The organism is Arthrobacter sp. B2a2-09, assembly GCF_027587375.1.
Lineage (GTDB): Bacteria > Actinomycetota > Actinomycetes > Actinomycetales > Micrococcaceae > Arthrobacter.
Window position 1 is genome coordinate 184661 of the sequence record NZ_JAMXIC010000005.1, and the last position, 24313, is coordinate 208973.

At 60.3% G+C, this 24313-nt stretch carries 20 protein-coding genes and 1 pseudogene; 13 read left to right on the forward strand and 8 right to left on the reverse strand.

Translation table 11 applies throughout. From position 1 onward, the window contains the following. Positions 1 to 69: 69 nt before the first annotated feature. A complete protein-coding gene (locus tag NFJ07_RS07825) occupies positions 70 to 588 on the reverse strand; it encodes an allophanate hydrolase-related protein (protein WP_269993546.1) in 519 nt (172 codons plus the stop codon). A 505-nt stretch (positions 589 to 1093) separates the two neighbouring features. Between NFJ07_RS07825 and NFJ07_RS07830 the strand changes: the two are divergent. The 4 genes and pseudogenes from NFJ07_RS07830 to NFJ07_RS07845 all read left to right on the forward strand — a co-directional run. Next, positions 1094 to 1354 (forward strand): annotated as a pseudogene (locus tag NFJ07_RS07830) (DEAD/DEAH box helicase family protein); the annotation flags it as partial. A gap of 40 nt (positions 1355 to 1394) precedes the next feature. Further along, complete coding sequence (locus tag NFJ07_RS07835; protein ID WP_269993547.1) at positions 1395 to 2054, forward strand: DEAD/DEAH box helicase; 660 nt, start codon at positions 1395 to 1397, stop codon at positions 2052 to 2054. A gap of 137 nt (positions 2055 to 2191) precedes the next feature. Continuing rightward, complete coding sequence (locus NFJ07_RS07840; protein WP_269993548.1) at positions 2192 to 2632, forward strand: hypothetical protein; 441 nt, start codon at positions 2192 to 2194, stop codon at positions 2630 to 2632. Next, a complete protein-coding gene (locus NFJ07_RS07845; protein WP_269993549.1) occupies positions 2629 to 3072 on the forward strand; it encodes a cytotoxic translational repressor of toxin-antitoxin stability system in 444 nt (147 codons plus the stop codon). Before NFJ07_RS07840 ends, NFJ07_RS07845 begins: the two co-directional genes overlap by 4 nt. Positions 3073 to 4334: 1262 nt before the next feature. Here NFJ07_RS07845 and NFJ07_RS07850 read toward each other — a convergent pair. Then, positions 4335 to 5345: an aldo/keto reductase family protein gene (locus NFJ07_RS07850; protein WP_269993550.1), complete on the reverse strand. Its 1011-nt coding sequence runs from the start codon at positions 5343 to 5345 to the stop codon at positions 4335 to 4337. Positions 5346 to 5569: 224 nt separating this feature from the next. Here NFJ07_RS07850 and NFJ07_RS07855 point away from each other — a divergent pair, with 224 nt between their 5' ends. The 3 genes from NFJ07_RS07855 (at position 5570) to NFJ07_RS07865 (ending at position 7975) form a co-directional block, all read left to right on the forward strand. Continuing rightward, a complete protein-coding gene (locus NFJ07_RS07855) occupies positions 5570 to 6553 on the forward strand; it encodes an aldo/keto reductase (protein ID WP_269993551.1) in 984 nt (327 codons plus the stop codon). A 132-nt stretch (positions 6554 to 6685) separates the two neighbouring features. Beyond that, positions 6686 to 7117 (forward strand): hypothetical protein, encoded by a 432-nt coding sequence (locus NFJ07_RS07860; protein WP_269993552.1) that lies wholly within the window; start codon positions 6686 to 6688, stop codon positions 7115 to 7117. 714 nt (positions 7118 to 7831) lie between these two features. Beyond that, positions 7832 to 7975, forward strand: coding sequence for a hypothetical protein (locus tag NFJ07_RS07865; RefSeq protein WP_269993553.1), 144 nt, complete (start codon positions 7832 to 7834; stop codon positions 7973 to 7975). Between the two features lie 338 nt (positions 7976 to 8313). Here NFJ07_RS07865 and NFJ07_RS07870 read toward each other — a convergent pair whose 3' ends face one another. Beyond that, complete coding sequence (locus tag NFJ07_RS07870) at positions 8314 to 8844, reverse strand: ribbon-helix-helix domain-containing protein (protein ID WP_269993554.1); 531 nt, start codon at positions 8842 to 8844, stop codon at positions 8314 to 8316. Between the two features lie 957 nt (positions 8845 to 9801). Between NFJ07_RS07870 and NFJ07_RS07875 the strand changes: the two genes are divergently transcribed. From NFJ07_RS07875 to NFJ07_RS07885, 3 genes are all read left to right on the forward strand, one after another. Further along, the gene (locus tag NFJ07_RS07875) at positions 9802 to 10002 is read left to right on the forward strand and encodes a hypothetical protein (protein WP_269993555.1); all 201 of its coding nucleotides are present in this window, start codon (positions 9802 to 9804) and stop codon (positions 10000 to 10002) included. Next, positions 9999 to 10121 carry a hypothetical protein gene (locus NFJ07_RS07880; RefSeq protein ID WP_269993556.1) on the forward strand — a complete coding sequence of 41 codons (123 nt, stop codon included), beginning with the start codon at positions 9999 to 10001 and terminating at the stop codon, positions 10119 to 10121. Before NFJ07_RS07875 ends, NFJ07_RS07880 begins: the two co-directional genes overlap by 4 nt. Positions 10122 to 10507: 386 nt before the next feature. Continuing rightward, on the forward strand, positions 10508 to 13213 hold the full coding sequence (locus NFJ07_RS07885) for an RICIN domain-containing protein (protein WP_269993557.1): 2706 nt from the start codon (positions 10508 to 10510) through the stop codon (positions 13211 to 13213). A 440-nt stretch (positions 13214 to 13653) separates the two neighbouring features. Here the strand turns inward: NFJ07_RS07885 and NFJ07_RS07890 are convergent, their stop codons facing one another. The 5 genes from NFJ07_RS07890 to NFJ07_RS07910 all read right to left on the reverse strand — a co-directional run bounded on the left by NFJ07_RS07890 (position 13654) and on the right by NFJ07_RS07910 (position 20572). Then, a complete protein-coding gene (locus tag NFJ07_RS07890; RefSeq protein ID WP_269993558.1) occupies positions 13654 to 13929 on the reverse strand; it encodes a DUF4190 domain-containing protein in 276 nt (91 codons plus the stop codon). Positions 13930 to 15447: 1518 nt separating this feature from the next. Continuing rightward, positions 15448 to 18258 carry an AAA domain-containing protein gene (locus NFJ07_RS07895; RefSeq protein ID WP_269993559.1) on the reverse strand — a complete coding sequence of 937 codons (2811 nt, stop codon included), beginning with the start codon at positions 18256 to 18258 and terminating at the stop codon, positions 15448 to 15450. 431 nt (positions 18259 to 18689) lie between these two features. Then, a complete protein-coding gene (locus NFJ07_RS07900; RefSeq protein WP_269993560.1) occupies positions 18690 to 18935 on the reverse strand; it encodes a hypothetical protein in 246 nt (81 codons plus the stop codon). Positions 18936 to 19243: 308 nt separating this feature from the next. Further along, positions 19244 to 20224, reverse strand: a complete 981-nt coding sequence (locus NFJ07_RS07905) for an AraC family transcriptional regulator (RefSeq protein WP_269993657.1) — start codon at positions 20222 to 20224, stop codon at positions 19244 to 19246. Between the two features lie 180 nt (positions 20225 to 20404). Then, positions 20405 to 20572: a hypothetical protein gene (locus NFJ07_RS07910; RefSeq protein ID WP_269993561.1), complete on the reverse strand. Its 168-nt coding sequence runs from the start codon at positions 20570 to 20572 to the stop codon at positions 20405 to 20407. A 24-nt stretch (positions 20573 to 20596) separates the two neighbouring features. Between NFJ07_RS07910 and NFJ07_RS07915 the strand changes: the two genes are divergently transcribed. From NFJ07_RS07915 to NFJ07_RS07925, 3 genes are all read left to right on the forward strand, one after another. Continuing rightward, positions 20597 to 22054 (forward strand): APC family permease, encoded by a 1458-nt coding sequence (locus tag NFJ07_RS07915; RefSeq protein ID WP_269993562.1) that lies wholly within the window; start codon positions 20597 to 20599, stop codon positions 22052 to 22054. 70 nt (positions 22055 to 22124) lie between these two features. Next, complete coding sequence (locus NFJ07_RS07920) at positions 22125 to 23381, forward strand: nitrilase-related carbon-nitrogen hydrolase (protein WP_269993563.1); 1257 nt, start codon at positions 22125 to 22127, stop codon at positions 23379 to 23381. A 121-nt stretch (positions 23382 to 23502) separates the two neighbouring features. Then, entirely contained in the window at positions 23503 to 24282 is a 780-nt protein-coding gene (locus NFJ07_RS07925; protein ID WP_269993564.1) for an SDR family NAD(P)-dependent oxidoreductase, read from the forward strand. The last annotated feature ends 31 nt before the right edge of the window (positions 24283 to 24313 follow it).

The following is a 24313-nucleotide window of genomic DNA, read 5'->3' on the forward strand; positions in this document are numbered from 1 at the left end:
TTACCGAGAAAGGTAGCTGCGCTGGTGTAGTTAGTGAAGCGTTTGGCGCTCGCTCAGAGTCCAACCATGCTATTTCTGGCCTCTTTGCAAGACGGTGATGAGGGGCTGCCCGACTTCCCGCCAGACCCGCGGTCCAGTTTTGACCGCAGGTCTGACCGCCTCGACATGTTGGTCAAAAGCTCGCAGGGCGGTAATCCAGTTGCGGTGGTCCGTGATGTCCCGCCCGCTGGCTGCGGCCTCGGCGTCACAAGCGAATCCCACGGCGTTGCTGCCGTCGCTCAGGGTGATGGACCCCAACAGCATGGGCTCGGGAAGCTTAGAGAGGAAAGACCCCAAAGCCGCCTCGGATAGGAGCCACCGCTCCCCGACAAGCTCGGCTCCCTGCTTGGACCTGACAAGTCCGGGTTTCGGGGGAGTGGTGTCAAGTGCGACCATTCTGTACAGGGGTGCCGTGGTCACCGGTCCATCCCAGAAAGTTCCGCGGCGTTCAAGCTCGGCCACCAAGGGCTGCCCCTTGCGGTGCGCGCCGACGACAACCAAGGGCACGACGGCGGCTCCCGCAGCAACCGGCCAAGGAACCTTGGACACGGAGGACTGATGTGGCAGGCAACGCCATGACCCGCGAACTTGAGGAACTGCGCGTCGAGAATGCCAGGCTGCGGAAACTGCTGGTGCTCACCGCGTCTGAATCAAGAGCTCCCCGGTTCGCCGGCTCGAACTGCCCCAGTCGTCCAAGATCATTCCTCGCCCGGCGCTCATCATTCGCGCTACCTTCGCCTCACGTATAACCATCAAAGCAACGGATCTGGGGCCCGCCATGATTTCGGCAGTCAAACATGCCGCGTCAATGCCTAACCCCGAGTTTTACGATCGTCAACGCCAGCGCCGGTCGACCTGGGACATCCCGCGTTTTATACGCAACTATGACGAAACCCTTGAGGGGGACCTTATTTTGCCTCGCGGGTTGTTGTCCCTCTTGCATCAACTAGTCGAGTCGAGTGGCAGCACACTGCGCGTTGATGATCAGCGCGCATCCGGCACCGTTCAAAGTTTCGAGTTCACAGCGCTTCTCCGTGGGGAGCAACAAGGCGCAATGGATGCCGCTACTTCCACTGAACAAGGCATTTTGGTGGCTCCGCCCGGGACCGGTAAGACAGTCATCGCCTCTGCTGCCATGGCGCGTCGTGGCGTATCCACGCTGATCCTGGTTGACCGCAAGGCCTTGGCTGACCAATGGCGTAGCCGCATACGCGAGTTCATGGATGAAAAGTGCGGCCAAATAGGTGGAGGGCGTGCAAAGACAATCGGACGCATCGACGTCGCGCTTTTGCCCACACTCGCGCGGCGCGACAACGTCGCCGAGCTGACCGCCGGGTACGGTTTTGTCATCGTGGATGAGTGCCACCATTTCGCCCCCTGCTCCGGAGCAGCTGCCCCGCCACCCGCGGGAGGTTGCCGAGCCGTCGCTGGCTTTGAAACTGCACCGGACGTCCTACAGTTACGACGGCGTCGCGGAGCCCAGCGAGCCTGGCGGGATTTCCGCCATTTACAAGGACTTGATCGCCAACGAGGATCGCCTGCAGCAAATCTACGACGACGTTTTGGCGGCTTACGAACAGAACTCGCGAATTCTTTTGCTGACGACCTGGAAAACTCATCTTGATTCCTTCAGGTCCCGGTTCGAGGCGGATGGTCTGAAGCCGGTGGTCTTCACTGGGGCAGTGAAGGCGAAGGAACGACAAGCCGCCGTCGAGCGTCTTTCCAACTCCGGTGACTCAGAGCCGCTTCTGGTGTTGGGAACCGGCTCCTACATTGGCGAAGGCTTTGATTGTCCGAAGCTGGACACCTTGTTCCTTGCGGCGCCCATTTCCTTCAAGGGCAGGTTGGTCCAATACGCCGGCCGAATCATCCGACCATACCCAGGGAAAACGGTGGCGACCGTTCACGACTATCATGATGAGTCCACTCCGGTCCTGGCAGCTTCACTGAACAAGCGGGCACCGGGGTACGTCTCGCTCGGGTTCCCTGATCCGCGGAAACTGCCAAGCGCGTGACGTCGTCATCCCCGCAGGAACAGTCTTCGGTGATTTTGAGACAGCATCAGCCTCCAAATGGTCCCCGTGACGACCACGTAGCGGAAAGCGACGCGGACGTACTTGACGTACCTGATGTACGTGCGGATGATTGATATATGAGCACCCCCACACACGAGACAGTCGGTGGACACGTCTACGGGTTTACCCAAGCGCGGGATTCGTTGAAGACGATCCTCGATGCCAGCGAGCGGGGAGGGCTGTCCACGATACGGCGGCCCGACCGAGCCACGGCCGCCGTCGTCAATGGAGAGAGCTTGCGCCGTTATCTGGAATTGACGGTCGTCGCCAATGTCCAGGTCGTGAACGAGGACGGAGCATGGGCTGTCTTCATGCCAGGGCAGCCTTTTGCCGCTGAGGCCACGGAACTGGGTGAAGCCTTGGCGGACTTTGTCGATGCTTTGCGGGACTACGCGGAGGATTGGGTGGACCATTTGCACGCGGCGCCCAATCACCGTGAGAACTGGGCCTTGGTTCAGCTCATTGATCTGTGCACCGATCAGCAATTGACCGCGTGGCTCACCGGCTCGGTGGCATGAGCGTCCGACGCGTGGGCGGACGGGACGACCATGAGAAGTTCTGTCGAACCGAGCGCTGGGAGCTGGTGACGAATGCCCGCGGGAAACCAGTGCGCCATCACGCGACCTACCGGTTGAGTCTGCAAGACGGACGGATCTTGCGGACCCGGATTTCCCGCCCGGTGGATCGCACCACGTATTCGAGTTCGATCTGGAACCATATTCTCCAAGACCAGCTCGAGGTCAGTGAGGATGAGTTTTGGGCATGCGTCGATGACGGAGCCTTGCCTGCCCGCGGAAGGGCAGCCCCTCCCGCTTCGGCTATTCCCCTGGCGCTGGTCTGGCAACTCACCCATACCGTTGGAATGAATGAACGAGATGTTGCCCGGATGACGAAAGAGCAGGCCGTTCAGGCGATCAACGATTACTGGATGTCGCAAGGGGGAGGACAGGACAATTGAGACGATTGTCCGGTTGGTCGGACAGACCGCTTTTGCCATAGCGGACATTCGTCTCCGTGAAAAAGGCGGCGTGTGCACAATGTGCACATTTTGGCTGTCGGACTGGGCCGTACTGGTGCCGAACTGGCTCGGATTGGCTATGTTTTCGGGAGTTCCCTGTGTTTCCAAGGCCCGGAATGCGGTTCGAGTCCCACCTCGGGCACAGCATTCCCCCTCGTCAGAGGGGTTTTTGCTTTAACGTGTGTACAAAGCTTGTGGTCAGGTCCCTCTGACGCTAGGTTGGCGGGCTGTGGCCTGGCCGCCGCGGTGGCCGGTGAAGGTGTGTGGGTGGCGGGTTCAGGGTCCTGGCTGATGGGCCCTCGGCTTGCTCTGGGGTGGGGTTATGCGGTTCCTCGTTCCGGTTCTGTCAGGTTGGTCGTGGATGGCCAACACCAGTTCATGGTTCAGGGTCCGGGGTACAACATGATGAAACCGACCTTGGCGCGGAAGTTTCTTCGGAAAGCTGCTTCGAGTCGTAAGGGGGAGCTGTGCCTGTCGGTTTGTCCGGCCAAATGGGGTGTGGACAGTGTCCACACTTACGTCTGCTTTTATGGAAGGTGCCTATCGCGGGCCGACTCTGACCCTTCGACGAACATGCCCCAATGCATGAGCTCGAAATTCGGAACCGCGTAATGCCGCTTGATGACCCGGCTTGTGGGCCGGCCTGCGCTTTGGGTAGTGGCCGATCGGCTGCTCGGGAGGTTTGGGCCCGCTTCACCCAGTTCGTGCTGCAGTCGGTCCCGTTCCCAGGATGTTTTGCCGAGGAAGGTCGATGAGAACAGCGAAGGGTAGGTGCAAGTTTGCTGACCTGGACCGGGTTGAGCGTGCCATCCGCTACTTGTGGGCGGTCCTTGCCGGGTCGGTTGAAGTCCATTCTCTCCCGGACCTCAAGGGGTGAATAGTCTGACGAAGTCCCAATTTTGGAGGACGAACGGTTTCGATCGGGGTGCTCCAAGGCGCGGTGGTGGGCGTGAATCCGGGCACCGCTGGTGCGTGGCGTGAGCTTTGACGGAGACGGATTGAAGAAGCTCGGGTCGCTGAAGCCCGAGCGGGGCGCAATCCGGTGATTCCCGAGTCGAAGATCCAGGAAGTCGTTGAGCTGACGCAGAATCAAGGCCCGAGGCGCAGACCCATCGGTCGGTTTGGACCAGGATGTCTAACGGGGGTGGCCCGACGTCCCCTGCCGAAAGGTGGGCGTCCGGCCGTCCCCTGCCGTTTGGTGCCTATGCTTCCCGGGTGGCGGGTGAGGAATCTTTGGTCCGGGCGGGGTCGCGTTCGGCGAGGGCGCCGATTGCGGCGTCGATTTTGTCTATGATCTCCTGATCCAGTTTCACTCCGGATGCCGCCACGTTGGCCGCGACCTGCTCGGGCCGGGACGCGCCCGTGATGGCCGAGGCCACGTTCTGGTTCTGCAGGACCCAGGCGATGCTGAGCTGGGCCATGGTCAGTCCGGCTTCTTCCGCGATCGGTTTGAGCTTCTGGACGCCGGCCAGGACCTCGTTGGACATCCAACGCTTGATCATCTGCGCTCCGCCCTTGGTGTCTGTGGCGCGGCTGCCCTCGGGAGCAGGTTTCCCGGGCTCGTACTTGCCGCTCAGTACGCCTTGGGCCATGGGGGACCACACGATCTGGGAGAGTCCAAGTTCTTCCGACGCCGGCACCACTTCGGACTCGATGACTCTCCACAACATGGAATACTGCGGCTGGTTGGATATAAGCTGGAAACCCAGATCTTTGGCAAGCGCGTGTCCGTCACGGATCTGCTCCGCTGTCCATTCGCTCACATCGATGTACAGGGCTTTGCCTTGCCGCACGATGTCCGCGAAAGCCTGCATGGTTTCTTCCAGCGGCGTCTCGAAGTCATAGCGGTGGGCCTGGTAGAGGTCCACGTAGTCCGTCTGCAGGCGCCTGAGGGAGCCGTTGATGGATTCCGTGATGTGCTTGCGGGAGAGCCCGAGATCATTGTGGCCTTTGGGCCCGGTGGGACCGAATACTTTAGTGAAGATCTCCAGCGATTCCCGGCGCTCGCCGTTCAGGGCGTTACCGAGGACGGTCTCGGCCGCGGTGTTGGCATAGACATCGGCCGTGTCGAAGGTGCTGATTCCGGCGTCGAGCGCTGCTCGGACGCATGCGGCGGCGGTGTCGTTCCCGACCTGGGAACCGTGGGTCAGCCAGTTGCCGAACGTGATTTCCGAGATCTTGAAGCCGGAGTTGCCAAGGTACCTGAATTCCATCTTTACTGACCCGCTTTCTCTTGTCCGTGAAGTTGGCCTCCGTGTGGCGGCACCCCGGACCCTGACCACGTCGTTCCATGTGCGGACCCTGTGCCGGTAGCCGTTTCCGAGACTACGCGTCAGATAGCATCTTTCGACCAGGCGTGGCTGGCCCTTCGGGTCCTAGGATCAGCTGGCCCCCTTCCATGCGGGCGGGGCTGTTGTGCCGTGGTTATAGTCGAAGCATGAAGCAGCGAGTATTGGGCAAGACACGGCGGTCCGTCTCCGTTATGGGACTTGGCACGTGGCAGCTCGGTGCCGACTGGGGCAACGTCGATCCGAAGGAAGCCAACGACATCCTGGAAGCCGCAGTGCATTCCGGGGTGACCTTCTTTGATACCGCCGATGTCTACGGCGACGGGCGGAGCGAGCAAACCATCGGGACCTTCCTCGCGGCCAACCCCGGACTGGACATAACGGTCGCCACCAAAATCGGGCGGCGCCTGGAACAGAAACCGGAGAACTACACACTGGCCAACTTCCGGCAGTGGGTTGACCGTTCCCGGCGGAACCTCCGGACGGAGTGCCTGGACCTGGTGCAGCTGCACTGCCCACCGACCGCGGTTTACAGCCGACCGGAAGTCTACGATGCGCTGGAGACGCTCGCCAGTGAAGGCGCAATCAAGGACTACGGCGTCAGCGTTGAGCGGACCGATGAAGCACTCGAGGCCATCAAACACGGCACGGCCACCGTCCAGATCATTCTGAACGCCTTCAGGCTCAAACCCCTGGACGAGGTCCTGCCCGCGGCGAAGAACGCCGGAGTCGGTATCATCGCCAGGGTCCCTCTGGCCTCCGGCCTGCTCTCGGGCAAGTATTCCAAGGACACAGTCTTTGCCGATAGTGACCACCGGAATTACAACCGGAACGGTGCAGCATTCGACGTCGGAGAGACCTTCTCCGGAGTTGACTTTGAACACGGCCTCAAAGCGGTGGAAGAATTCAAAAAGCTTGTCCCGGCCGGAGCAACGACAGCCCAAGCGGCCATCGCCTGGATCGCGGCGCAAGACGGGGTCAGCACCGTCATACCAGGGGCCCGAAACGCCGAACAAGCCCGCTCCAACGCCGCCTCCATTCAAATACTGGACCACCTGGGCCCGGACTTCGAGAACAGAGTCAGGGAAATCTACGACACATACTTCCGCGAGATGATCCATTCACGCTGGTAAACCCCGGAAAATCATGTCCTTTCGGTCTACCACCGAAGGGCCGCAGCCGCGCGGGCTGATCGCTCAACCCTCCTGCCCCGGAATGCTCGGCCCGGTGGTTCGCTGGCGAAGGGACGACGATAGGGTTGGTGAATGAGCGCACCGGACACCACACACGACTGGCAGCCCCTGTGGGCGCGGCTCAACGAAGGGGAGGAAACACTTCCCGTCGGCGTCCTGATGATCGCCCCGCCGGGCGAGGTCAACAGCGCGCCGCCGCTGGAATCCGAGTTCGGCGTGTTCGAGGCGCCCTTGGAGGATTACGACGTCGTGGAGCTGACCCGCTTCGACCGCCCCCTGGCGCGGGGACGGGTGGCGTTCGGCGACGGATTCGCTGTAGTGGGCCCGGTGCGCGCAGTGGACGGCGACACTGTGGCGCTCGATCACGAGGCCGTGGTTCTGGCCCGCCTGGCGGAGGAAGCCTTCGTCGAGGGCGCGGATATTGTCTATGCGCCCGTCGACGCCGGGGCAGCGGACCGGTACGAGGTCCTCGGCTGGACTCGGGCGGGCGAACTGGCCCCCTAAGAGCAATGCCGCTTGCTTGGAGCTCGCTTGTGCTAAATCTTCGGCGTGGCGCTTAGAGGCTGAATCGACGGCCGGGGCGCAAAAACGGGCATTGGCGCGTTACCTTGGCCCCGGTCCATCATCCGTGGGCTGTTTTCCGGGAAGCCGCAGCGCACAGACTTCTTGCAGACCGGGCGCGGCGTGGGTGCCGGAGGCCAGCCGGAAACAGGGCCCGGCCCGTCATAACGGCCGGCCGGCCGGTGACCTCGTGCGCTACCTGGGGTCCGCCGGGGTTTGGGCGCTGCTGTTGAGGATGTAGTCCACGGCGGCTGGTCCTGTCATGCGCAGCCCAGGGAAGGCTCTACCCTTTCGGGTCTTTTCCGGGTGAAGCCCGGCGAGGCGCAGGGCAGTGCGGAAGGCGTGGTCGGAGGGCAGGACGAGTCGGTGGACCGACCGCTTTCGGCTCGGCTGCCAACTGGTTGAAAGAATTAGGCAAACTTCGGAGGTCTCGGTGTTAGTTGGCTGCGGTGCTGCGCGGATTGGCGCTTAGAGCAGTTCGGGACCGGGTTCGGGGCTTGCCGGCCCGGTGGGGTTGGCTGCGTCTGTGTTGGCTGTGCCGGCATTGTTGCTGGTTTTGTGGATTGACTTGGCGAAGTCCAGGAGCGTGGTGCTGATGGCAGGGAGTTCACGGGCTTCCAGGCCGTATTTGGTGAATTCGGTGGTGGGGAGCGTCCGGTGCCTGGCGATGGCGGCCGCGAACGTTGGCAGGTCCAGGGTCGGGTCGCGGCGTTGGCAGAGGGTGATCAGTTGCTGGTGGGTGAAGCGGTGGCTGGTGATGATGGAGTAGGCGTCGAGGTAGTCGCGGGCGTAGCCGCGTGAGTAGACGGCGAGCAGCTTGGATGCGACGGAGTCTTTCAGGGACAGGATCGGTCCGAGGTCGATGATGGCCGGGGAGTTCTCCCACCAGTCCAGTCCGAGGTCGATGACGACGGCTTCTTCGTTGTGTCCACTGGCGACGCTGGCGAATTCCTCGTACTGTCGGGTGATCCCCCACCGTGTATCCGGCGGCTTCGAGTGCGGCTGTCATCTTCTGCACCGATGCGGCGAAGGTTGCCGGGGTGCGGCGTCGATGGAGGGCGAAGAGGTCGATGTCGTCGGAGAGGCGTTGGGTGATGCCGCGTTCGATCAGGGCCTGGCCGCCGGCGAGGAGGAAGCCATCAGCTGCCAGGACAGCAAGGGCGATCTTGGCTGCTACGCGCTGAGAGTGGTCCACGACGGGTGTTCCTTCGCTTCGCGGGAGGCGGGGAGCTGGGGAATCTGGTTTCCCAGAGTTGCCTGCAGCGGGCGGGCAGGATCATGGTCGGCCACAGGGCGGTCAGCCGTCCCGGGTGGACGATGCTGCAGATTTCCTCAATGGATCCGGAGTTTTGAAGGGTGAGTTGGTACAGCACGGAGCAGCTGCCGTCATCGTCCACGTTGTAGGTCCTCTCCGGTCCCCAGTCCAGGTGCAGGGGGAGTTCCACGGCTCCGGTGGCGGGGCCTTGCAGGTCATCGAAGGCGTCCGGGACCAGGTACACGAGGGAGTCTGCAATCGTGTGCCGGTGCTCGACCGGGGCTGTAATGTACTCGCGGAGCCGGATGCGGATGAGTTCGGACACCGAGGTGCCTTCCCGCATGGCTTTGTGCTGCGCTTCGTTCCACAGGTCATCGCTGATACGGATCGTGTGCCGCGGTGTCCCTGCTGACATGGCGCGCTCCTGCCTTCGAGAGGGTGTTGGCTTCACCAACAAGTCTACGTGGTGTCATGACACCACGTAGGGAAATGAGATGACTTCCCTAAACGCGGGACTTGGGTGCTGTAAAGGGGGCCAAATGGGGTGTGCACAATGTGCACACCCTTGCCGTCGGACTGGGCCGTACCGGTGCCGGACCGGGCCGTACTCGGCATGTTTTCGGGGGTTACCAGTGTTTCCGGAGCCTGGAATCCGGTTCGAGTCCCACCTCGGGCACAGCATTCCCCCTCGTCAGAGGGGGTTTTTGCTTTAACGTGTGTACAAAGCTTGTGGTCAGGTCCCTCTGACGCTGTGGCGCGGGCTTTGGCCTGGCCGCCGCGGTGGCCGGTGAAGGTGTGTCGGTGGCGGGTTCAGGGTCCTGGCTGGTGGTTCCCCGGCTGCTGTGGTGGGGTCGCGCGGTTCCTCGTTTCGGTTCGCTTCGGTTGGTCGTGGATGGCCAACACCCGTTCATGGTTCGGGGTTCGGGGTGCAACATGATGAAGCCGACTTTGGCGCCGAAGTTTCTTGGAAAGCCGCTCCCGGTGGCAAGGGGAGTGTCATGCATGTCCGTTTGTCCTGCCAAAGGTGGTGTGGATACTGTCCACACTTAAGTCTGATTTTTTGCGGCTGATTATTGCAATTTGCTCGCGACTCGCTCTTAAAGGTGGCTTGTGAAAAAGTGAAATATCCGACGCTAGGGCTGCTGAGCAGTACAGCAGCCATGTCGCTAAGCCGGGCCGCCGATTCTTGATCAGATTGAGACGATCAGGCCGTCATCGCCTGGAACACCATCCGGCAGGCCGCTGCCGCGAGGAATCTGATCCTCAAGGATGTGGTGGATCTTCTCAATGCTCGTGGAATGAGCGTTCGGGATATCGCTGGCAGGCTGGGAGAGAGCAAAAGCCAGGTCAACCGCATCATCAAGGCCCGCCCATGCCCACCTTGCTCAGCGATGATTGGCGCGCGGATGAAACCCTGATGTTCGCGGACTTGTCTTGGAAAGGTGATGGAGGCAGGCTGAAAGGCTTCCCCTGGGTCGACGAGACTGAGCGGCTGAACGCAGCATTGGCAGACAAGTTCCGAGGGCAAACGATAAGTATCCAGTTCTACGCCGCGAAAAAACGGTGTTCGTGATTCTCGAAGATGGCACCGGCCTTAGCTACAGCTGGGAAGGCGAGCTGCTGAGCCAGCGACAGTCGGACACCGGCAAGGAAGTCATCCCGGAAGACCGCTACAAGCTCACCGCTGCATAATCCGTTTCAGGGCACCAGGCCGGGCAAACTGCCCGGCTTTTGCTTCGCCCGGGGCGATGGATTCCGCAGGGTGAATGTGTCTCGCAATGGGGGAAGCCGTTACCCTGGCGTGTACACGGCAACTGATACACGGTGAGCCCTCGCAGTTCAGGGCCCGCGCAGTAACCCATTGGACCTCTTGTGAACGTTCGTTTGCGGACGGACGGGGTGCTATTGCCCGAGTTCATCTTGTGATGGCCAGGTTGTGTATCACAGGGCTCTTTCTGCTCGATATTTCGGGCCCACCAGTTCTTCACGAGCGTAGACACATTCGTCGGAAAGATGATATGTATTACGTCACATGGGTTCGCGCACGGCGATTCCTGCCTTAAAGATGAGGAGCAACGATGAGATCACTGCCCGTCGGACGCAATCGCGCACTGGGGGTGATCGTCGCCGCAGCAGTTCTTGGAGGGTGCTTCGTCGCGGCGAACCCCGCGGTTGCAGCGACCGGAACCAATTTCTGGGTCGACCCGGTCAACGGCAATGACGCGAACCCGGGGTCGAGCAGCACGCAGGCGTTCAGGACCCTCGGCCAGGCGCAGACTGCGGTCCGCTCGGTCAACTCGTCGATGAGCGGCGACATCGTGGTCAATCTGGAGGGCGGAACCTATTCGCAGACGTCGACACTTTCGCTGACGAACCTGGATTCTGGCACCAACGGCCACACAGTCAGCTGGCAGGCCGTGCCGGGTCAGACCCCCGTCGTCTCCGGTGCGCAGGCCATCACAGGATGGACCAGTGCTGGCGGTGGCGTCTACAAGGCGAGCGTGGGTTCCCTCGATTTCCGCCAACTGTATGTGAACGGAGCTCGGTCTACGCGGGCCCGGTTCCCAGACAACGGCTCCTGGTTCCAGATAACAGGCTCGGACGCTACGGCGCAGACGGTCACGGTTCCCGCCGCATCCGTTTCCTCGTGGACATCCGGTGCGCCGGAGATGGTGCTCGAAACGCAATGGGGGGAGAGCTACCTCCGGGTCAAGAACATCGCGGTCAACGGGGGCACGGCCACGGTTAGTTTTCAGAGCACCGAATCGAACATTCTCTTTCAGCGCCCCTGGCCAATGCTGGCGAACGGTTCGCCCTTCCATTGGGAGGGAGCGCTCGCGTTCGTGACTCAACCCGGCGAGTGGTATCTCGACAACGCGGCCGGGACCGTCTATTACATGCCTCGCGCGGGCGAGAACATTTCGAACGCAACGATCACGGCACCCGTCGCTCAAACAGTTCTCGACGTCTCAGGTTCCGATCTAGACCACCAGGCGACCAACGTGACCTTCTCGGGTATCACCTTCACCGGGACGACGTGGACACGGCCGACGACGTCGGGATACCTCAATGCGCAAGGTGGCCTCTATAACCTGAGCGCCAACACACAGAACCAGCAGTACGTCGGACGTCCGCCCGCCGCCGTGCACGTCTCGGACGCCACGAACATCCAGTTCCTCGGTGACAAGTTCACTAATATCGGCTCAACGGCGCTGGACTTCGATCACGGCTCGCACGCCGGCGTCGCGACCGGCAACGTGATCTCCGGGATCTCGGGCAACGGCATCATGATCGGCAAGTTCTCCGACCCGAACGTCGAATATCACTCCCTGTACAACCCCCCGACCACCCCGGCGGGCGAGGACGTGCGTGAGGTCGCGAAGGGTCAAGTCATCACGGATAACCTGATCACCAGGATCGGCCTCGACTACTACGGCACGGCGGCGGTCAACGCCGGCTGGGTGAACTCCACGGTCATCGAACACAACGAGATCTCGGACACGCCCTGGGCCGGTATCACCGTTGGATGGGGATGGCAGCACACCGCAGGGGCCGCCGGAAACAACACCGTCACCAACAACGAGATCAGCAATGTTGTGAATCGGCTCTGCGATACTGGGGCCATTTATCACCTGTCGGTGGATCCGGGAAGCACTTACTCGAACAACTACATTCACGATGTACACCGCTCAGCTGCGGCTTGCGGTTCACCTGTGAGCGGGCTCTACCTCGATGAGGGATCCGATCAGCTGAGTGTCTTGAATAACGTCGTCTCCAACGTCGACCAGACCCTCAACCAGAACCAGAACGGCTCCGGCGTCACCGTTTCGGGTACTGCGTCCACCGGAAAGTCGGTCATTCAGGCGGCCGGACTCGAGCCCGCCTACCAATCCCTCCGCAATGCCGTCGACCTGGCGCAGGGGCATCCGGCAAGTGCGTCGAGCACGTATTCTTCGTCGACGACAGCGAATTACGCAGTGGACGGTAACGGCTCCACCGGATGGTCGGCGTCCGCGACGGACACCAACGCGTGGTGGCAGGTCGATCTCGGCACCTCAACGAGTGTCGCGCAGGTCCAGGTCGTCGCCCGTCAGGATCTTGACCAGGCGCAGACCCGCACCGGTTTCCAGGTCGAGTTGTCCAACGACCCGACCTTCGCCAGCTTCACGACGGCTGCACGGGAGACCTCGAGCATCCCGGATGCGGGAACTGCCAGCTTCAACGTCTTCTCGACAGCCGCGTACCGGTACGTGCGCGTGCAGAAAACCGACGGCAACTACTTCTTCATCGCCGACGTTCGAGTCCTCGGAAACCCCATCGCAACCGGCGCAGGTTTCGTCGACCCGGGCACGAACCCGACGACGTACTACACGCTGACCAACGTCAATTCCGGCCTCGTTGCGGACATCAACGGCTTCTCCACCAGCGACGGAACGGTTCTGCAGCAGTACACACCAAATGGCGGCACGAACCAGCAATGGCAGATCAAACCCGTCGGTGGAAATCTGTTCCAGATCATCAACCGCAATAGCGGAAAGCCGCTCGATGTGACCTGGGCCAGCCCATGGCACGGAGCAACGGTGGAACAGAACAGCGCCAACGGCGGAAACCACCAACTCTGGTATTTCCAGTCCGGCCCGAATGGGAGTTTCAGCATTTCGAACTTCAACTCGGGACAAGTCATGGAGGTCGGTGCGAATTCCACGGGGGTCGGCGCTGGAGTCGACCAATTTATCCCTGTGAACCAGGCGAACCAGAACTGGACTCTCACCCCGGTCAACTGATGTCGCGTGGGGTGCCACGTAAGGTGTCACTCCCAATTGCCATAGGAGCGCGCTAACACGAGCCATTCATGCTCAAAAAGGAAGCCTCACCGGGTGACTCCGGTGAGGCTTCCTTGCTGGACAACGACATTGATCCGGAGAGGGAGAAGGTGATCACAACGAAAACCGGTTCTTAGTGGGGCTAGCCATCGTCGGTTCTGCTGGGTACCGCACGTTCGCGGTCTGTTTCCCCGCAGCCTCATGGCGGATCGCTGGACAGACCCTGATCGTTCCGGCCGATTATCCTGCAGCTGCCGCAGTGGCCGACTGAAGCATTTCTCATTCTCTGGGCGTTGTCCACTCGCGCATTGGTCGTACCCCATCGCGCGTAGCCTCTTTTGAAGGCTTAGCGGCCGCCTTTTCTAAGCCTTAACCAACCGTGTTCGCGGTCCGCGCAGTTCTCAGTTCCGGTATGCCGTCCCTGTGCTGGGCATGTGAGCAAATATGGTGGAGATCAGGGCGAGGTAGACGATGATGAACACAATAGTGAACGCGACACCGACATAGCCAATGATGAGTCCGGCCAATGCCATGCCGCGTCCGGCCTCGCGCGTCCGCTTGATCTCGGACAGAGCGATGTGGCCTGTGACCACTGCGGCCGCGCTGAACATGAAGGCGCTGATGAGCGAGATGATGGCCAGCACGTTCGTCCTCGACGGGGCCGCAAACAGAGGCATCGACCCCTGTGCCTCGCTATACGGGCTGGGATGGGCCGGAGCCGGCCCTTGTGGCTGCCCTGAGCCAGAGGCATTGGGGACAGAATGGTTCAAAGGGCTAGCCATTGTTGTTCCTTACTCTTGGAAACGGATTCCGACGCGCACGGCCACCAAACAGGGAAGTTGCCCACCGGGATCCAGGGCACGTCACGACGGCGGGACGCCTACAGTGAAACCATGCGCGCCAGTGTTCGTGACGCCACCGGGCCTATTTGGCACGCGGGCAGCGGCCCCGAACGGGCCGAGCTTGGGCGCGAACGGACACGTTGATCGCCCGTGGAGTCGAACCGAGCTACCTCAAGCTCGCCGTGGCTGAGTTCCTGGCCGCGTGAACCTGATCGTCTTCGCCTACCTGCGCCTCGTTGCTGATTTTGGCTGCTTCGGCTAGACAGTCTTCGAGGTCCGTTGATGTTGGGCGGTTGCATGGAGAGCGGCCCATACATGAACAAGAGCCCACAAGGGGCGGACCTGTCTGTGACTTGTGAGAAGCGATCCAGGACGAGGCCGACCGCGCGGGCTCTGAAGGTGCGGGTGAGGGCGATGGCTGCTGGCTCGGGGCCGAAGAGAAACACGTATCGGCTGCGGCGTTCGAACGATTCCTTCCAGTACATGCCGATTAGTTCTGCGGGCGTGGTGGCTCCGGCCAAGGCGTCGAGGAAATCGGCCGCGATGACCTGGTGCACCGAAGGTAACCAATTGGAAGACGGTGCGGCCATTCTGTGAACTACTTCGGATGGGCGGTACCCAGCGAAAGGCGACGTCGGCTGGGTACCGTCTCTCCGAGTAGACGATGATCTTCGCTTCTGGCGGCTCATCGAACGCTGAGACCTTCGCGGCCTCGAGAAGGCCCCTTTGTTTGGAGCCCAGGCAAGGAAGTCTGAAGCCTGAATGAGATAAGTGCGCGGCCATGGCGCACCGGGCCCGACCTGGTCCGGGTCCGGTGAAATCAACAGAACCGACCCTGCCCAGATGGGTTGCCAAGGCTTCCAGCCATGCACTCTGAACGTGACCGAAGCAGTTCCAACTGATCGTGGTCCACGAACCGGTTGGTTCGAGGACGTCGACGCAGAGGACTGTAATTTCTGCTGTCCCAGTGTTCGAACGCGGCGGCGATGGTGCCGTGAGTGCCGATTCGGGCGACGCCGTTACGTCCCGCCGTCGTATGGGTGCATGTTGGCTTGCTCGCGGAGGCAATCTGCACTCAGCGGAGCAGCGCTTTACACAATCGCATGGCGGATTCCCAACCGTTCCGCTGGTTGTTGACGCCCACTTTTCCGGAGTAAGTCCCCGCACCGCGCAAGGAATTGTATGTAACGGGCGTCCTGGAGCCTGTAGGCGGACGGCTGCTTCAACCGCAGCAGGACGGCCTCCAGATTCAGGATCCAGAACGACCCATTCTTCCAACAATGAAGGCGAGGGACCGTCAGAGGCGATCCACGGCGCTCGCGGAATCGGGCTTCAGTTGTCCGAAACCACGAGTCACGCGCCTGAGCGAGAGGTTCCACTTTCTCGGTAAATCCACTCAGTTTGCTGGGCGGACTTGAGTGCCTGTCGGATTTGGTGCTCCTCGCCGCTGCCTGTGGTGGGGAGCCTCAGAATCGCTAGACCGTATTTGGAGCAGATTGCGTCCTTGCGGGCGTCCCTTATGCGCTGTTTGGGGTCGTCTTCGTGGTATTTGAATCCGTCGACTTCGATGGCCAGTACCGACTGGTTGGTGATTCGGTTGTAGACGAGGAAATCGAATGATGCGCGATGCTTGACGTATGCAGCCTCCTCGGGAAGGAGTTGGCCGAGATCGGGCAGTAGATCGCGAAGGAGGACTTGGCAAGCGACTCGTAGGTCCGAGTGCTGTTCTTCGCAGAGGATGTCACCGAGCAGCGTCCAGATGATGTTCTCGGATTTGAAGCGTGTTTTGCTCTGCAGTCGATCGGCGACCGTCCGAAGTCGGTCTGAGTATTCCCGGTACAGGAGATCGAACATGGAAACGATCTCACTGTCCTGAACTTTGTGGTCCGGGTCACGGTATCGGATGTATTCGATCAGGTCGCGCAGGTTCCGACTATTGGGCAGCATGTCATTGTTGGTGACAAGGATGAACCGTTGCTTTGCACGGGAGACCGCCACGTTCACCAAGTGTGGGTCGTCAACGAAGCTGACACCGGTTTTCCCTCGCCAGGTTTCGTCCAAGACGGTGGTCATGATGACGACTTCCTTGTCTCGGCCTTGGAACTTGTGGACCGTGTCTGCTTCGATCCCAGCGTCCAGTGCGTCACCGGCTTTGTTGGCCTGCACCCGGTAAGGAGAGGTGACGCCGATCTGATGATTCGGTATTCCCGCACAGTGGGCCGGGATCACTTCGCCGCTGATGACGTCGATCTCGCGTTGGTTGGACCGACCGCCGGTCCGGTGCCGGCGCATGTGGTTTCCCTCGACGGTGCGCACGACGATGAGGGGCCGGTCGCCCGGCACGGCACTGGTGTACGCGATGAGCTTGTCGTTGTAAAACTTTCTGTTGCAGAACCCAATGATCGCCGGGTGGCAGCGGTAGTGCTCCCTGAGCATTGTGCTAGGGAGAATGTCATCGTAGAGATGAGTGAGGGACGAGAGGATGTTGTGCTGACCGTAGTCGTAGGCTGGTGCGGGCGCAGGCCCCCCGGCCTCGGCCGCAGTCTTGTCTGCGATGTGCGGGAGCTGGTTCAGGTCGCCCACTACCACGAGGTTCCGGCAGGACGCGAGCGTCAAACCCGCCGCGAGGAGGTTGACCTGGGATGCCTCGTCGATGATGAGATAGTCGAGCATGAAACCATCCGGGAGGCTTGTTCGGAGTGAATGGCAGGTGCTAAGGATGACGGGGCAATCCTGGATGAATTCGCGGAACTGATTCTTGTAGTCATTGGGGGAGTAAGTTCGTCTGGGCCGGTTCGAGTAGTGCTGTTGGAGGTAGGCGTGCAGGTACTGGGCGGAGACCCGCCGGTGGCTCTCGGTAAGTTCCTCATAGTTCTCTTTTTCAAGCCGGTCCTTGGCCCGGGAGATTTCGTCATCGAGTTCTTCAAGCTTCCGGGTGTAGTAGGCGCTCTGGAGCCGTAGGACGACGTCGGTGTCGGTCGGGTCAATGTCCTTCGTGGGCCCGTATTTGAAGTACCCGGTGATTCGTCGTGTAAGCCGGTGGATTGGTCCCGCGTAAGCGGCCGCAAGTTCGGTGTCGGCGAGGTAGTCGAGGATCCGCCCCGAGGAACGTTGCAAGAGCGGTATCCGCTTCAGCTCTGGTAGTTCCTGCCGTTCGAGGTGTGCTGTGAAGTGCCTGAATTCCAACTGATATGCGGCGAGTTCCTGCTCCAGTTGGCGCAGGCGTCGATCGGTGGACTGCAGTTCGTAGAGGCGGTGGCCAAGTTCATCGATGTGATCCAGGGAAGGTATCTGCACCACGGGGTCGTTGGCGTGTTCATCGATCTGCCGGTTGCGGTCTTGTTCTTTGTCGAAAAATTCTTCGCGTTTCTCTTTTCGTCCGAGATTGGCGGCTATGAAGCCGATCCCTTCTTTCTCCAGCTTCTCGCGGACGTTGTCCACTGCGGCATTGTTGAAGGAGACGACGCCGACCGTCTTTCCGGCCGTGATAAGGCTGGCGATGAGATTCAGGATTGTCTGGGTCTTTCCCGTGCCGGGCGGTCCCTCGATCACCGACACCGGGTGCGTAAGGGCGGTCTGTAGCGCTTGGTGCTGACTCAAATTCGACGAGAACGGGAAGATCGTCGGTGCGGCTGGTTCCCTCCGATCGATCGCCTCCGCCGCGAGGTATCTGGCCAAGACACTCTCTGAGTGCACGAAATCAAGGTTCCCATACGGACGCCGCAGTGCGTCGTCCTCGGGAAGGAACGAGACGAGTTTGCCCCAGTACTCGAGGACGTCTGCGGCACCGGGATCAACTGCCGCATCGCGGACGACTTGGATTTCCGACTCTGGATACAGTCGGTGCCTCAATTCGCCTTCGGCTGTCTTGTAGAAGACCCTCCACCATCTGCCGTCGGGCCCCTCGAAACGAAGGAGCCCGGCGGTGCTCGTCCACAAAGTGTCATTCACAATCACCCGGGAATCCGGGTCCAACGGGATGCACACCGGGTTATGAAGGATCGCAATCCGCTCGACGCCAAAGCGGAACTCCTTGCCATCGTTGTACCTGACGTGGATCCATCGCCCGTCCAAACGGTATCCAGCAATGTTCTTAGATGACCAGGTTCCGTCCTTCGAACGCACAAGTACAGCCTCACGGCCAGCGTCAATCTCCCCCAACACGATTCCCCTCAAGCCTTGTCAATCCAATTATCCTGCTTCGAAAGCTACAGGCAGTATTCCGACAACCGCCCGAATGTTGAATCGTGACGCAGACTGGCAGCCCGGAATTTGCGGGACGGTGGACCCCGGCGGCAATTGAAATCAGCGATATCCACTAGCGAACGCCATATCGGCCAGGCCGCCCTGTCCTGAGTCGGGTCGAGTGGGCCACAATGTTTCCGGGTTCGGTCGGTGTTTCAACGGCGGCTGCAGGCTCCGAGGGTACTTGCTTCTCGGACGACGTGTTTGTTCGTGGGGAGCCGCGAAAGACTGCTCGTTTACCTCCCAAAAACGTCGAAGCCCGCCCAGGAAATCGGTCCCAGGCGGGCTTCGACGTGGTGGAGGGGATCTTTATTGGATCGTGGGTGTTCCCGCGACGAATTTCGCGAGGGTTACGGTGTCAATGTCGGGTCCGTAGGCGGTGGGGTTTCCGAGGACGAGTGTTCCGCTGGCTGTGGTGAGGCTGAGGGGACGGTTTTGTCCCAGATGCTCAGGGTGTTGCCCGCGCCGTTGCCGATGTATCCGACGTCCTTGACCGTTCCGGAGGCGTCGGACGAGCCGTTGGACCCGGAGGCGACGGTCTGGACCCGCGCGGTGCCGGCCAGCGGGAGGGCTTCGGCCTCCGAGCGGCTTGGCAACAACCTTGTTAGCGCGCACAATTTAGCCCATGCCTGGGCATCAAGTTTATGGGCTGACGTTTCCGTTCGGGAGGATTGCCTTTGCCTTTGTCTGAACACAAGAAAATGCTCGCGGCTATGCGGTCCCTGCCGGAGCAATTGCGGATCATCCTCCGGCTGCCCTGAGCATGGCTGGCACTTCACGCCGCGTCTAACGATTTGCGGCTCAAGTGGGAGTTCCTGAGCACTATGGACGAGCTGTCCGCCTTGACGCGTCGGGGGTTTCGACGTCAAGACGCGGCTCTTTGCCTCGCCTGTACCCTTACACTTCAGCGGTGGAGGCTTTCCGAGGGAAGTTCCCCGAACGTTTGAAGGTATGCGGATGAGAAACGGCTCAGATGTGAAAAACCGGCTTCGATGGCGATCGAGGTTACGGTCTCGCTTCCTGGCTCCGCGGCCAGTAGCAACTCCCGTGCGCGTGTCAGCCGAGTCCTCCGTAACAGTTCGGACGGCGTCTCTCCCAGCTCGGAGCGCACGACAGCTTGTAAGGTCCGGAGGGAGACCCCGAGCGAAAACGCGATATCGGAGACTGACAGTTCTTCCGCGGAATGACGTTCGAGAAGCTCGTTGAACCGCCGCGTCAGCCGCCCGCGGTCATCTGCATTTCCAGCTGGAGCTGGCTCGAGGGGCTTGATTGTGGCCATGAGAAGCCTGGAGAGCATCGTTTCGGCCAGCAGGCGGTGAAGATGGTCGGGGACCGCTGCATGCTCCGCTGCCATCGCATCCTGCAGCTCTACCACTGACCTCAAAAAGGCGCGACCCTGAATTCCCTTCAGATCCATGGAGAGTCCGAGATCCAGATCTGTTCCGCTGTCCTGTCCGAAGAGCCGGTCACCGACGTCTGCCAGAGTTTGATGCTGAATATACACGATGAGATGTGGGGCACCGCGGTCCCAAGTCATGGTGAACGGACGCTCCAGTGGAGGGATCGTTGCCAGCGTAGGGCTTGATTCGACTATGGACGAACGCACCTGCAAGCGCGCACGGCCCGCCAATGGAATCTGCACTAAAAAGAAGTCATCCAGGGCTTGCGCATCGATCTGGACCTCGGTTCCGTAGTCCAGGAATTCGATGCCCACGCCGCCTCTGCGGACCGAGCGCAGTTTCATGTCCACAGATTGGTGGAAGCCAATCGGCCTGATCCTGTGATCACCAAAAAGCTCAGCGATGGTCTCCTGGGCATTGCCAACATCCGAAGTCGCAACCGTCGGCCGGCCCCTGAGCACATCGCGTGCAAGAATCCTGCTCACGTGCAACCTTCTTCTCCGGGTCTCCTCTCATGCCTAGCTGCTGCGCAGACCGGCTTGGCATGAACTCTGCACTGGCTGCGAGACCAACTAAAAACAAGTATGACCCACGTCATGACAACGTGATACACATTTCTCGCTCCATTGAAGATTGGCCCGTGTCCTGATTGGAGACGTGAATCGCTACTGCCAACTGGGCGTCGTCGTGCGCAGCCTCAGGGCGAAGGACCGCTCTACGGGTGCGGAACCGGCCCCGCTTGCGCCCAGTGGATAGTGGACGCGCATTGTGGATAGCGCCCATGTGTCCCGCGTCACTACGTTGGCAATACCTACACCGCTCAGTGAATCCATGGGCAAACTTATTAAGGAAGATCTATGACACAACGCGAGGCCTTGCCTCCTACAGCAACTATCTCTGGGCTGGATGGCGTGATTCCTTCTTCGACGTCTGCACCTCGACGCACTCTGCGATCCATTGACATATTCTTCCTCGTCGTCGCGGCCGCCGCCCCCCTGGCTGGAGTTGTCGGCAACGGGGCGCTAGGCGTTTTGCTAGGCAACGGGGCGGGCATGCCGAGCTCCTACCTGATCGCAGGGCTAATTCTTGTACTCTTCTCAGTGGGTTTCGTGCGGATGAGCCCACATGTCCGCGGTGGGGGAGCGTTCTACGTCTACGTGCGGCGGGGCCTTGGAGGATCGGCAGGGTTGGCCGCAGCTTTTGTGGCAATCGTTGTTTACACCGTGATGGTCGTGGGCAGCGCAGCAGGATTCGGTTTTTTCGCCAATGTATTTTTCGCGGACAATCTTGGAATCGATATTCCGTGGTATGTGTGGTCCGGATTTGCATTGTTGCTCGTCGCAGTCGTTGGCTATCGCGAGATCTCAATGGGTGCGCGCGTCCTGGCAGTCTTTCTCACCTTAGAGGTGCTCATCTTGATTGCATTGATTGTCGGCGTCCTAGTGCACGGCGGCAGCTCGGGCATCACCACAGAGTCGTTTATGCCCCCGACAGTGGTCAGCGGGTCGGTGGGAATCGGTTTGATGTTCGCATTTGCATCATTTCTCGGATTTGAATCAGCTGGAATATATAGTGAAGAGGCACTCAACGGACAGCGAACTGTTCGTCGAGCTCTCATTTCCGCCGTGATCTTCATCGCTGTCTTCTACACAATCGCAATGTGGAGTGTAGTCATCGCCTTCGGTGCCGACGGGATCGTCGCCGCCGCTGCCGAGAATCCTGGCACCCTTGTTTTCCGAGCCTTTGCCAAGTTCACTAATCCAGTTCTCACGACGGCAGTCCAAGGGCTAATGGTTACGAGTGCACTGGCAGCCACCATCGCCCTCCACAACGCTGCTTCACGGTATCTGTTCGCGCTGGCGCGCGAAGGTATGCTTCACCGGAAACTGGGTCAAATCCATCGCCGGCTTAACTCACCACATGTCGCCAGTCTTGCTGTGACAGGGGTGACAGTTACGCTGCTTGCACTTTTCGCAATCGGCAACGCGGATCCTCTGCTCACCGTTCTTTCAAGCACGTTCGGACTGGCTACCCTCGGGATCATCTTGCTACAGGCTGCGACCTCAGTCTCGGTCGTCGTCTACTTCTCCCGTCAAAAGGCGGAGCCGGGCGGTCTGCTCTGGACATTGGTCATCGCTTCAATCGCCGCAGTATCCCTCCTCGCTGTGGCCGGGCTCGTAGTTGCCAACTACTCCATACTCACAGGCGACCTGGGGGTGCTAAACCTTGCACCATGGCTGCTCCTGATAGCCGCGCTTACCGGCCTTGTAGTCGTCCGACTACGACCCAATTCGAACACCGAGGCAGCCGCATGATTTGGTCGGGTCATCTCCACGAACTGGGGTCGCCGAAGTGTGAGTCACCGATCACGATGGGAGAACTTGAATGATTGCCACACCCAAGGGCGCACGCCCTCCAAAGGAGCGCATTAAAGCGGGTACGGTGCGATCTTCAGAGTCCACAGCAGCCCAGACAATGCCGGTTGCTCCTTACATGGCAGTGGGACTGTCTACGGTCGTGCACGCGATCGGCGAGCGCAGACATATCGGGCGGAACCTGGCAATTATTGAGGACGCGATCCACGCGGCTGTCTCGACCGTCGGCATAAATATGCCCGTCAAATTCATCGCGCTGGCAGAGGGCGCCCTGACCGGCTTTACGGACGAGATCTTCGACATTCCACATGTGACCGCAGCGCGCGAACTGTTCATTGATATCCCAGGACCGGAAACTGAGCGGCTTTCCGACCTTGCGCGCCATTACAAGACCTATATTGCAGTGCAGTGCAAGGCGCGCTGGCCGGAGGTGATGCCCGATAGATTCTTCAACAACATGATCGTAATCTCGCCAGAAGGTGAGATCGTGCATCGCGCGGCCAAGAATCATCTATGGTGCCGTGAGCGCTCTTGCACCCCCCACGATATCTACGATCGGTGGGTCGAACTATTTGGCAGTGGTATCGATGCCTTCTATCCGGTTCTACGGACTTCGGACATCGGCAACATCGGCACGATCTGTTGTAGTGATGGCGAATATCCAGAAGCTGTCCGAGCGTTGGCCTTCAACGGCGCCGAGGTCGTCTATCGACCCAGCGAGGCGGTACCGATGACTCAAACCGGCCCCGATGCCGGAGGCACCTGGCTGCTGCAGAATCGTGCCCACGCGCACTTCAACAGCCTGTACATGATCTGTCCGAATGTTGGCCCGGTCTATGCGCACCCCGCAATGGAGCATCCATTCGACATCGGCGGCGGGAACTCCCACATCATTGACTATCAAGGCAACGTGGTCGCTCATACCTCCTCCGGCAACAACACACTCGTCGCCGGGATTGTCGACGTAGAGGCGCTGCGCCAGTTCCGCGTCATGAACCTCAACTCCAACTGGATGAAAGATCTGCGTACTGAGATTTTCCAACAGATGTACGAAAAGCCAATTCACCCGGCAAATCTTTGGCTTAAGCAGGAGCCGGCGCAACACGCCGAGGTCGATGATATCTACCGCGACAACATCCGTCGCTTGATCGAACGCGGCGCGTTCACGCCTCCAGCCAACTCCTTCGAGGGCGCGCGCTATATGCCTGCGAGCAACGAAACCGCCGCGTCAGCCTGGGCGACAGCACGTAAGCTCTGGGATGAGTGAAACGTCGAAATGACCGCGGCGAGAATCTGGAACGTTTCGTAACGGACAGTGAGGTCCTCGTCAACCGGGCATCGTCCGCAACGGCGGCGTGTGGTGATGCCACCATCAAAAGGAATCTGTTATGTCGACCCTTCCGCATATTGGACATCCCGATCTGTCCGACAAAGTTTGTCTTGTCACCGGCGCGGGCGGAGGCATCGGGGCCAGCGCATCACTCTATCTGGCCGATTGTGGCGCGACAGTGATCTTGGCGGATCGTAACCTTGCCGCGACATCTGTCATCGCCAAGCAGATTGTCGAGCGAGGTCGCGCAGCATCCGCGATCTTGCTTGACGTAACGGTCGACAGCGACGTCGCTGCCGCCGTCGAATCTATTGAGAGGAAGTACGGTGCACTTCACCTAGCGTTCAATAATGCGGGCGTCGACGGACCAGCGGTTTTGTTACATGAACAGGATCCCAATGAAGTCAACCGCATCCTTGACGTGAACTTTTTTGGGGTCTATCGGTCGATGAGGCACGAAATCCCCGCCATGCTCCGTGCCGGCGGGGGCGTCATTCTCAACACCGCATCGGTGGGCGGGATAATTGCGGCGCCGGGAATCGGTCCCTATTGCGCGAGTAAGCACGCTGTCATTGGCCTGACCAAGTCAGCAGCCGCAGACTATGGGCGACTCGGCATCCGTGTAAACGCCCTGGCTCCAGGAGCTGTGCGGACGAACCTCCTCACCGACTGGTTGAACGAGGAGGGCGCCCTCGAAAAGATGGCTGAGATGACTCCTCAGGGTCGCATTGCCGAACCTGAGGAGATGGCAGCCATTGTGGGCTGGATGCTCTCGGACGCGTCGCTCTTCATGACTGGCTCCGTTGTCACGGCGGACGGCGGCTTTACGGCAGTGTGAGCCCCATAGTGAGTGCCGGATCGGTCGAGGC

Excerpts from the sequence above, each read along its gene's own strand:
- NFJ07_RS07835 (WP_269993547.1), top strand. The coding sequence starts at position 1,395 with ATGAGTGCCACCATTTCGCCCCCTGCTCCGGAGCAGCTGCCCCGCCAC.
- NFJ07_RS07840 (WP_269993548.1), top strand. The coding sequence starts at position 2,192 with ATGAGCACCCCCACACACGAGACAGTCGGTGGACACGTCTACGGGTTT.
- NFJ07_RS07845 (WP_269993549.1), top strand. The coding sequence starts at position 2,629 with ATGAGCGTCCGACGCGTGGGCGGACGGGACGACCATGAGAAGTTCTGT.
- NFJ07_RS07850 (WP_269993550.1), bottom strand. The coding sequence starts at position 5,345 with ATGGAATTCAGGTACCTTGGCAACTCCGGCTTCAAGATCTCGGAAATC.
- NFJ07_RS07855 (WP_269993551.1), top strand. The coding sequence starts at position 5,570 with ATGAAGCAGCGAGTATTGGGCAAGACACGGCGGTCCGTCTCCGTTATG.
- NFJ07_RS07860 (WP_269993552.1), top strand. The coding sequence starts at position 6,686 with ATGAGCGCACCGGACACCACACACGACTGGCAGCCCCTGTGGGCGCGG.
- NFJ07_RS07870 (WP_269993554.1), bottom strand. The coding sequence starts at position 8,844 with ATGTCAGCAGGGACACCGCGGCACACGATCCGTATCAGCGATGACCTG.
- NFJ07_RS07875 (WP_269993555.1), top strand. The coding sequence starts at position 9,802 with ATGCCCACCTTGCTCAGCGATGATTGGCGCGCGGATGAAACCCTGATG.
- NFJ07_RS07885 (WP_269993557.1), top strand. The coding sequence starts at position 10,508 with ATGAGATCACTGCCCGTCGGACGCAATCGCGCACTGGGGGTGATCGTC.
- NFJ07_RS07890 (WP_269993558.1), bottom strand. The coding sequence starts at position 13,929 with ATGCCTCTGTTTGCGGCCCCGTCGAGGACGAACGTGCTGGCCATCATC.
- NFJ07_RS07910 (WP_269993561.1), bottom strand. The coding sequence starts at position 20,572 with ATGGATTCACTGAGCGGTGTAGGTATTGCCAACGTAGTGACGCGGGAC.
- NFJ07_RS07915 (WP_269993562.1), top strand. The coding sequence starts at position 20,597 with ATGACACAACGCGAGGCCTTGCCTCCTACAGCAACTATCTCTGGGCTG.
- NFJ07_RS07920 (WP_269993563.1), top strand. The coding sequence starts at position 22,125 with ATGATTGCCACACCCAAGGGCGCACGCCCTCCAAAGGAGCGCATTAAA.
- NFJ07_RS07925 (WP_269993564.1), top strand. The coding sequence starts at position 23,503 with ATGTCGACCCTTCCGCATATTGGACATCCCGATCTGTCCGACAAAGTT.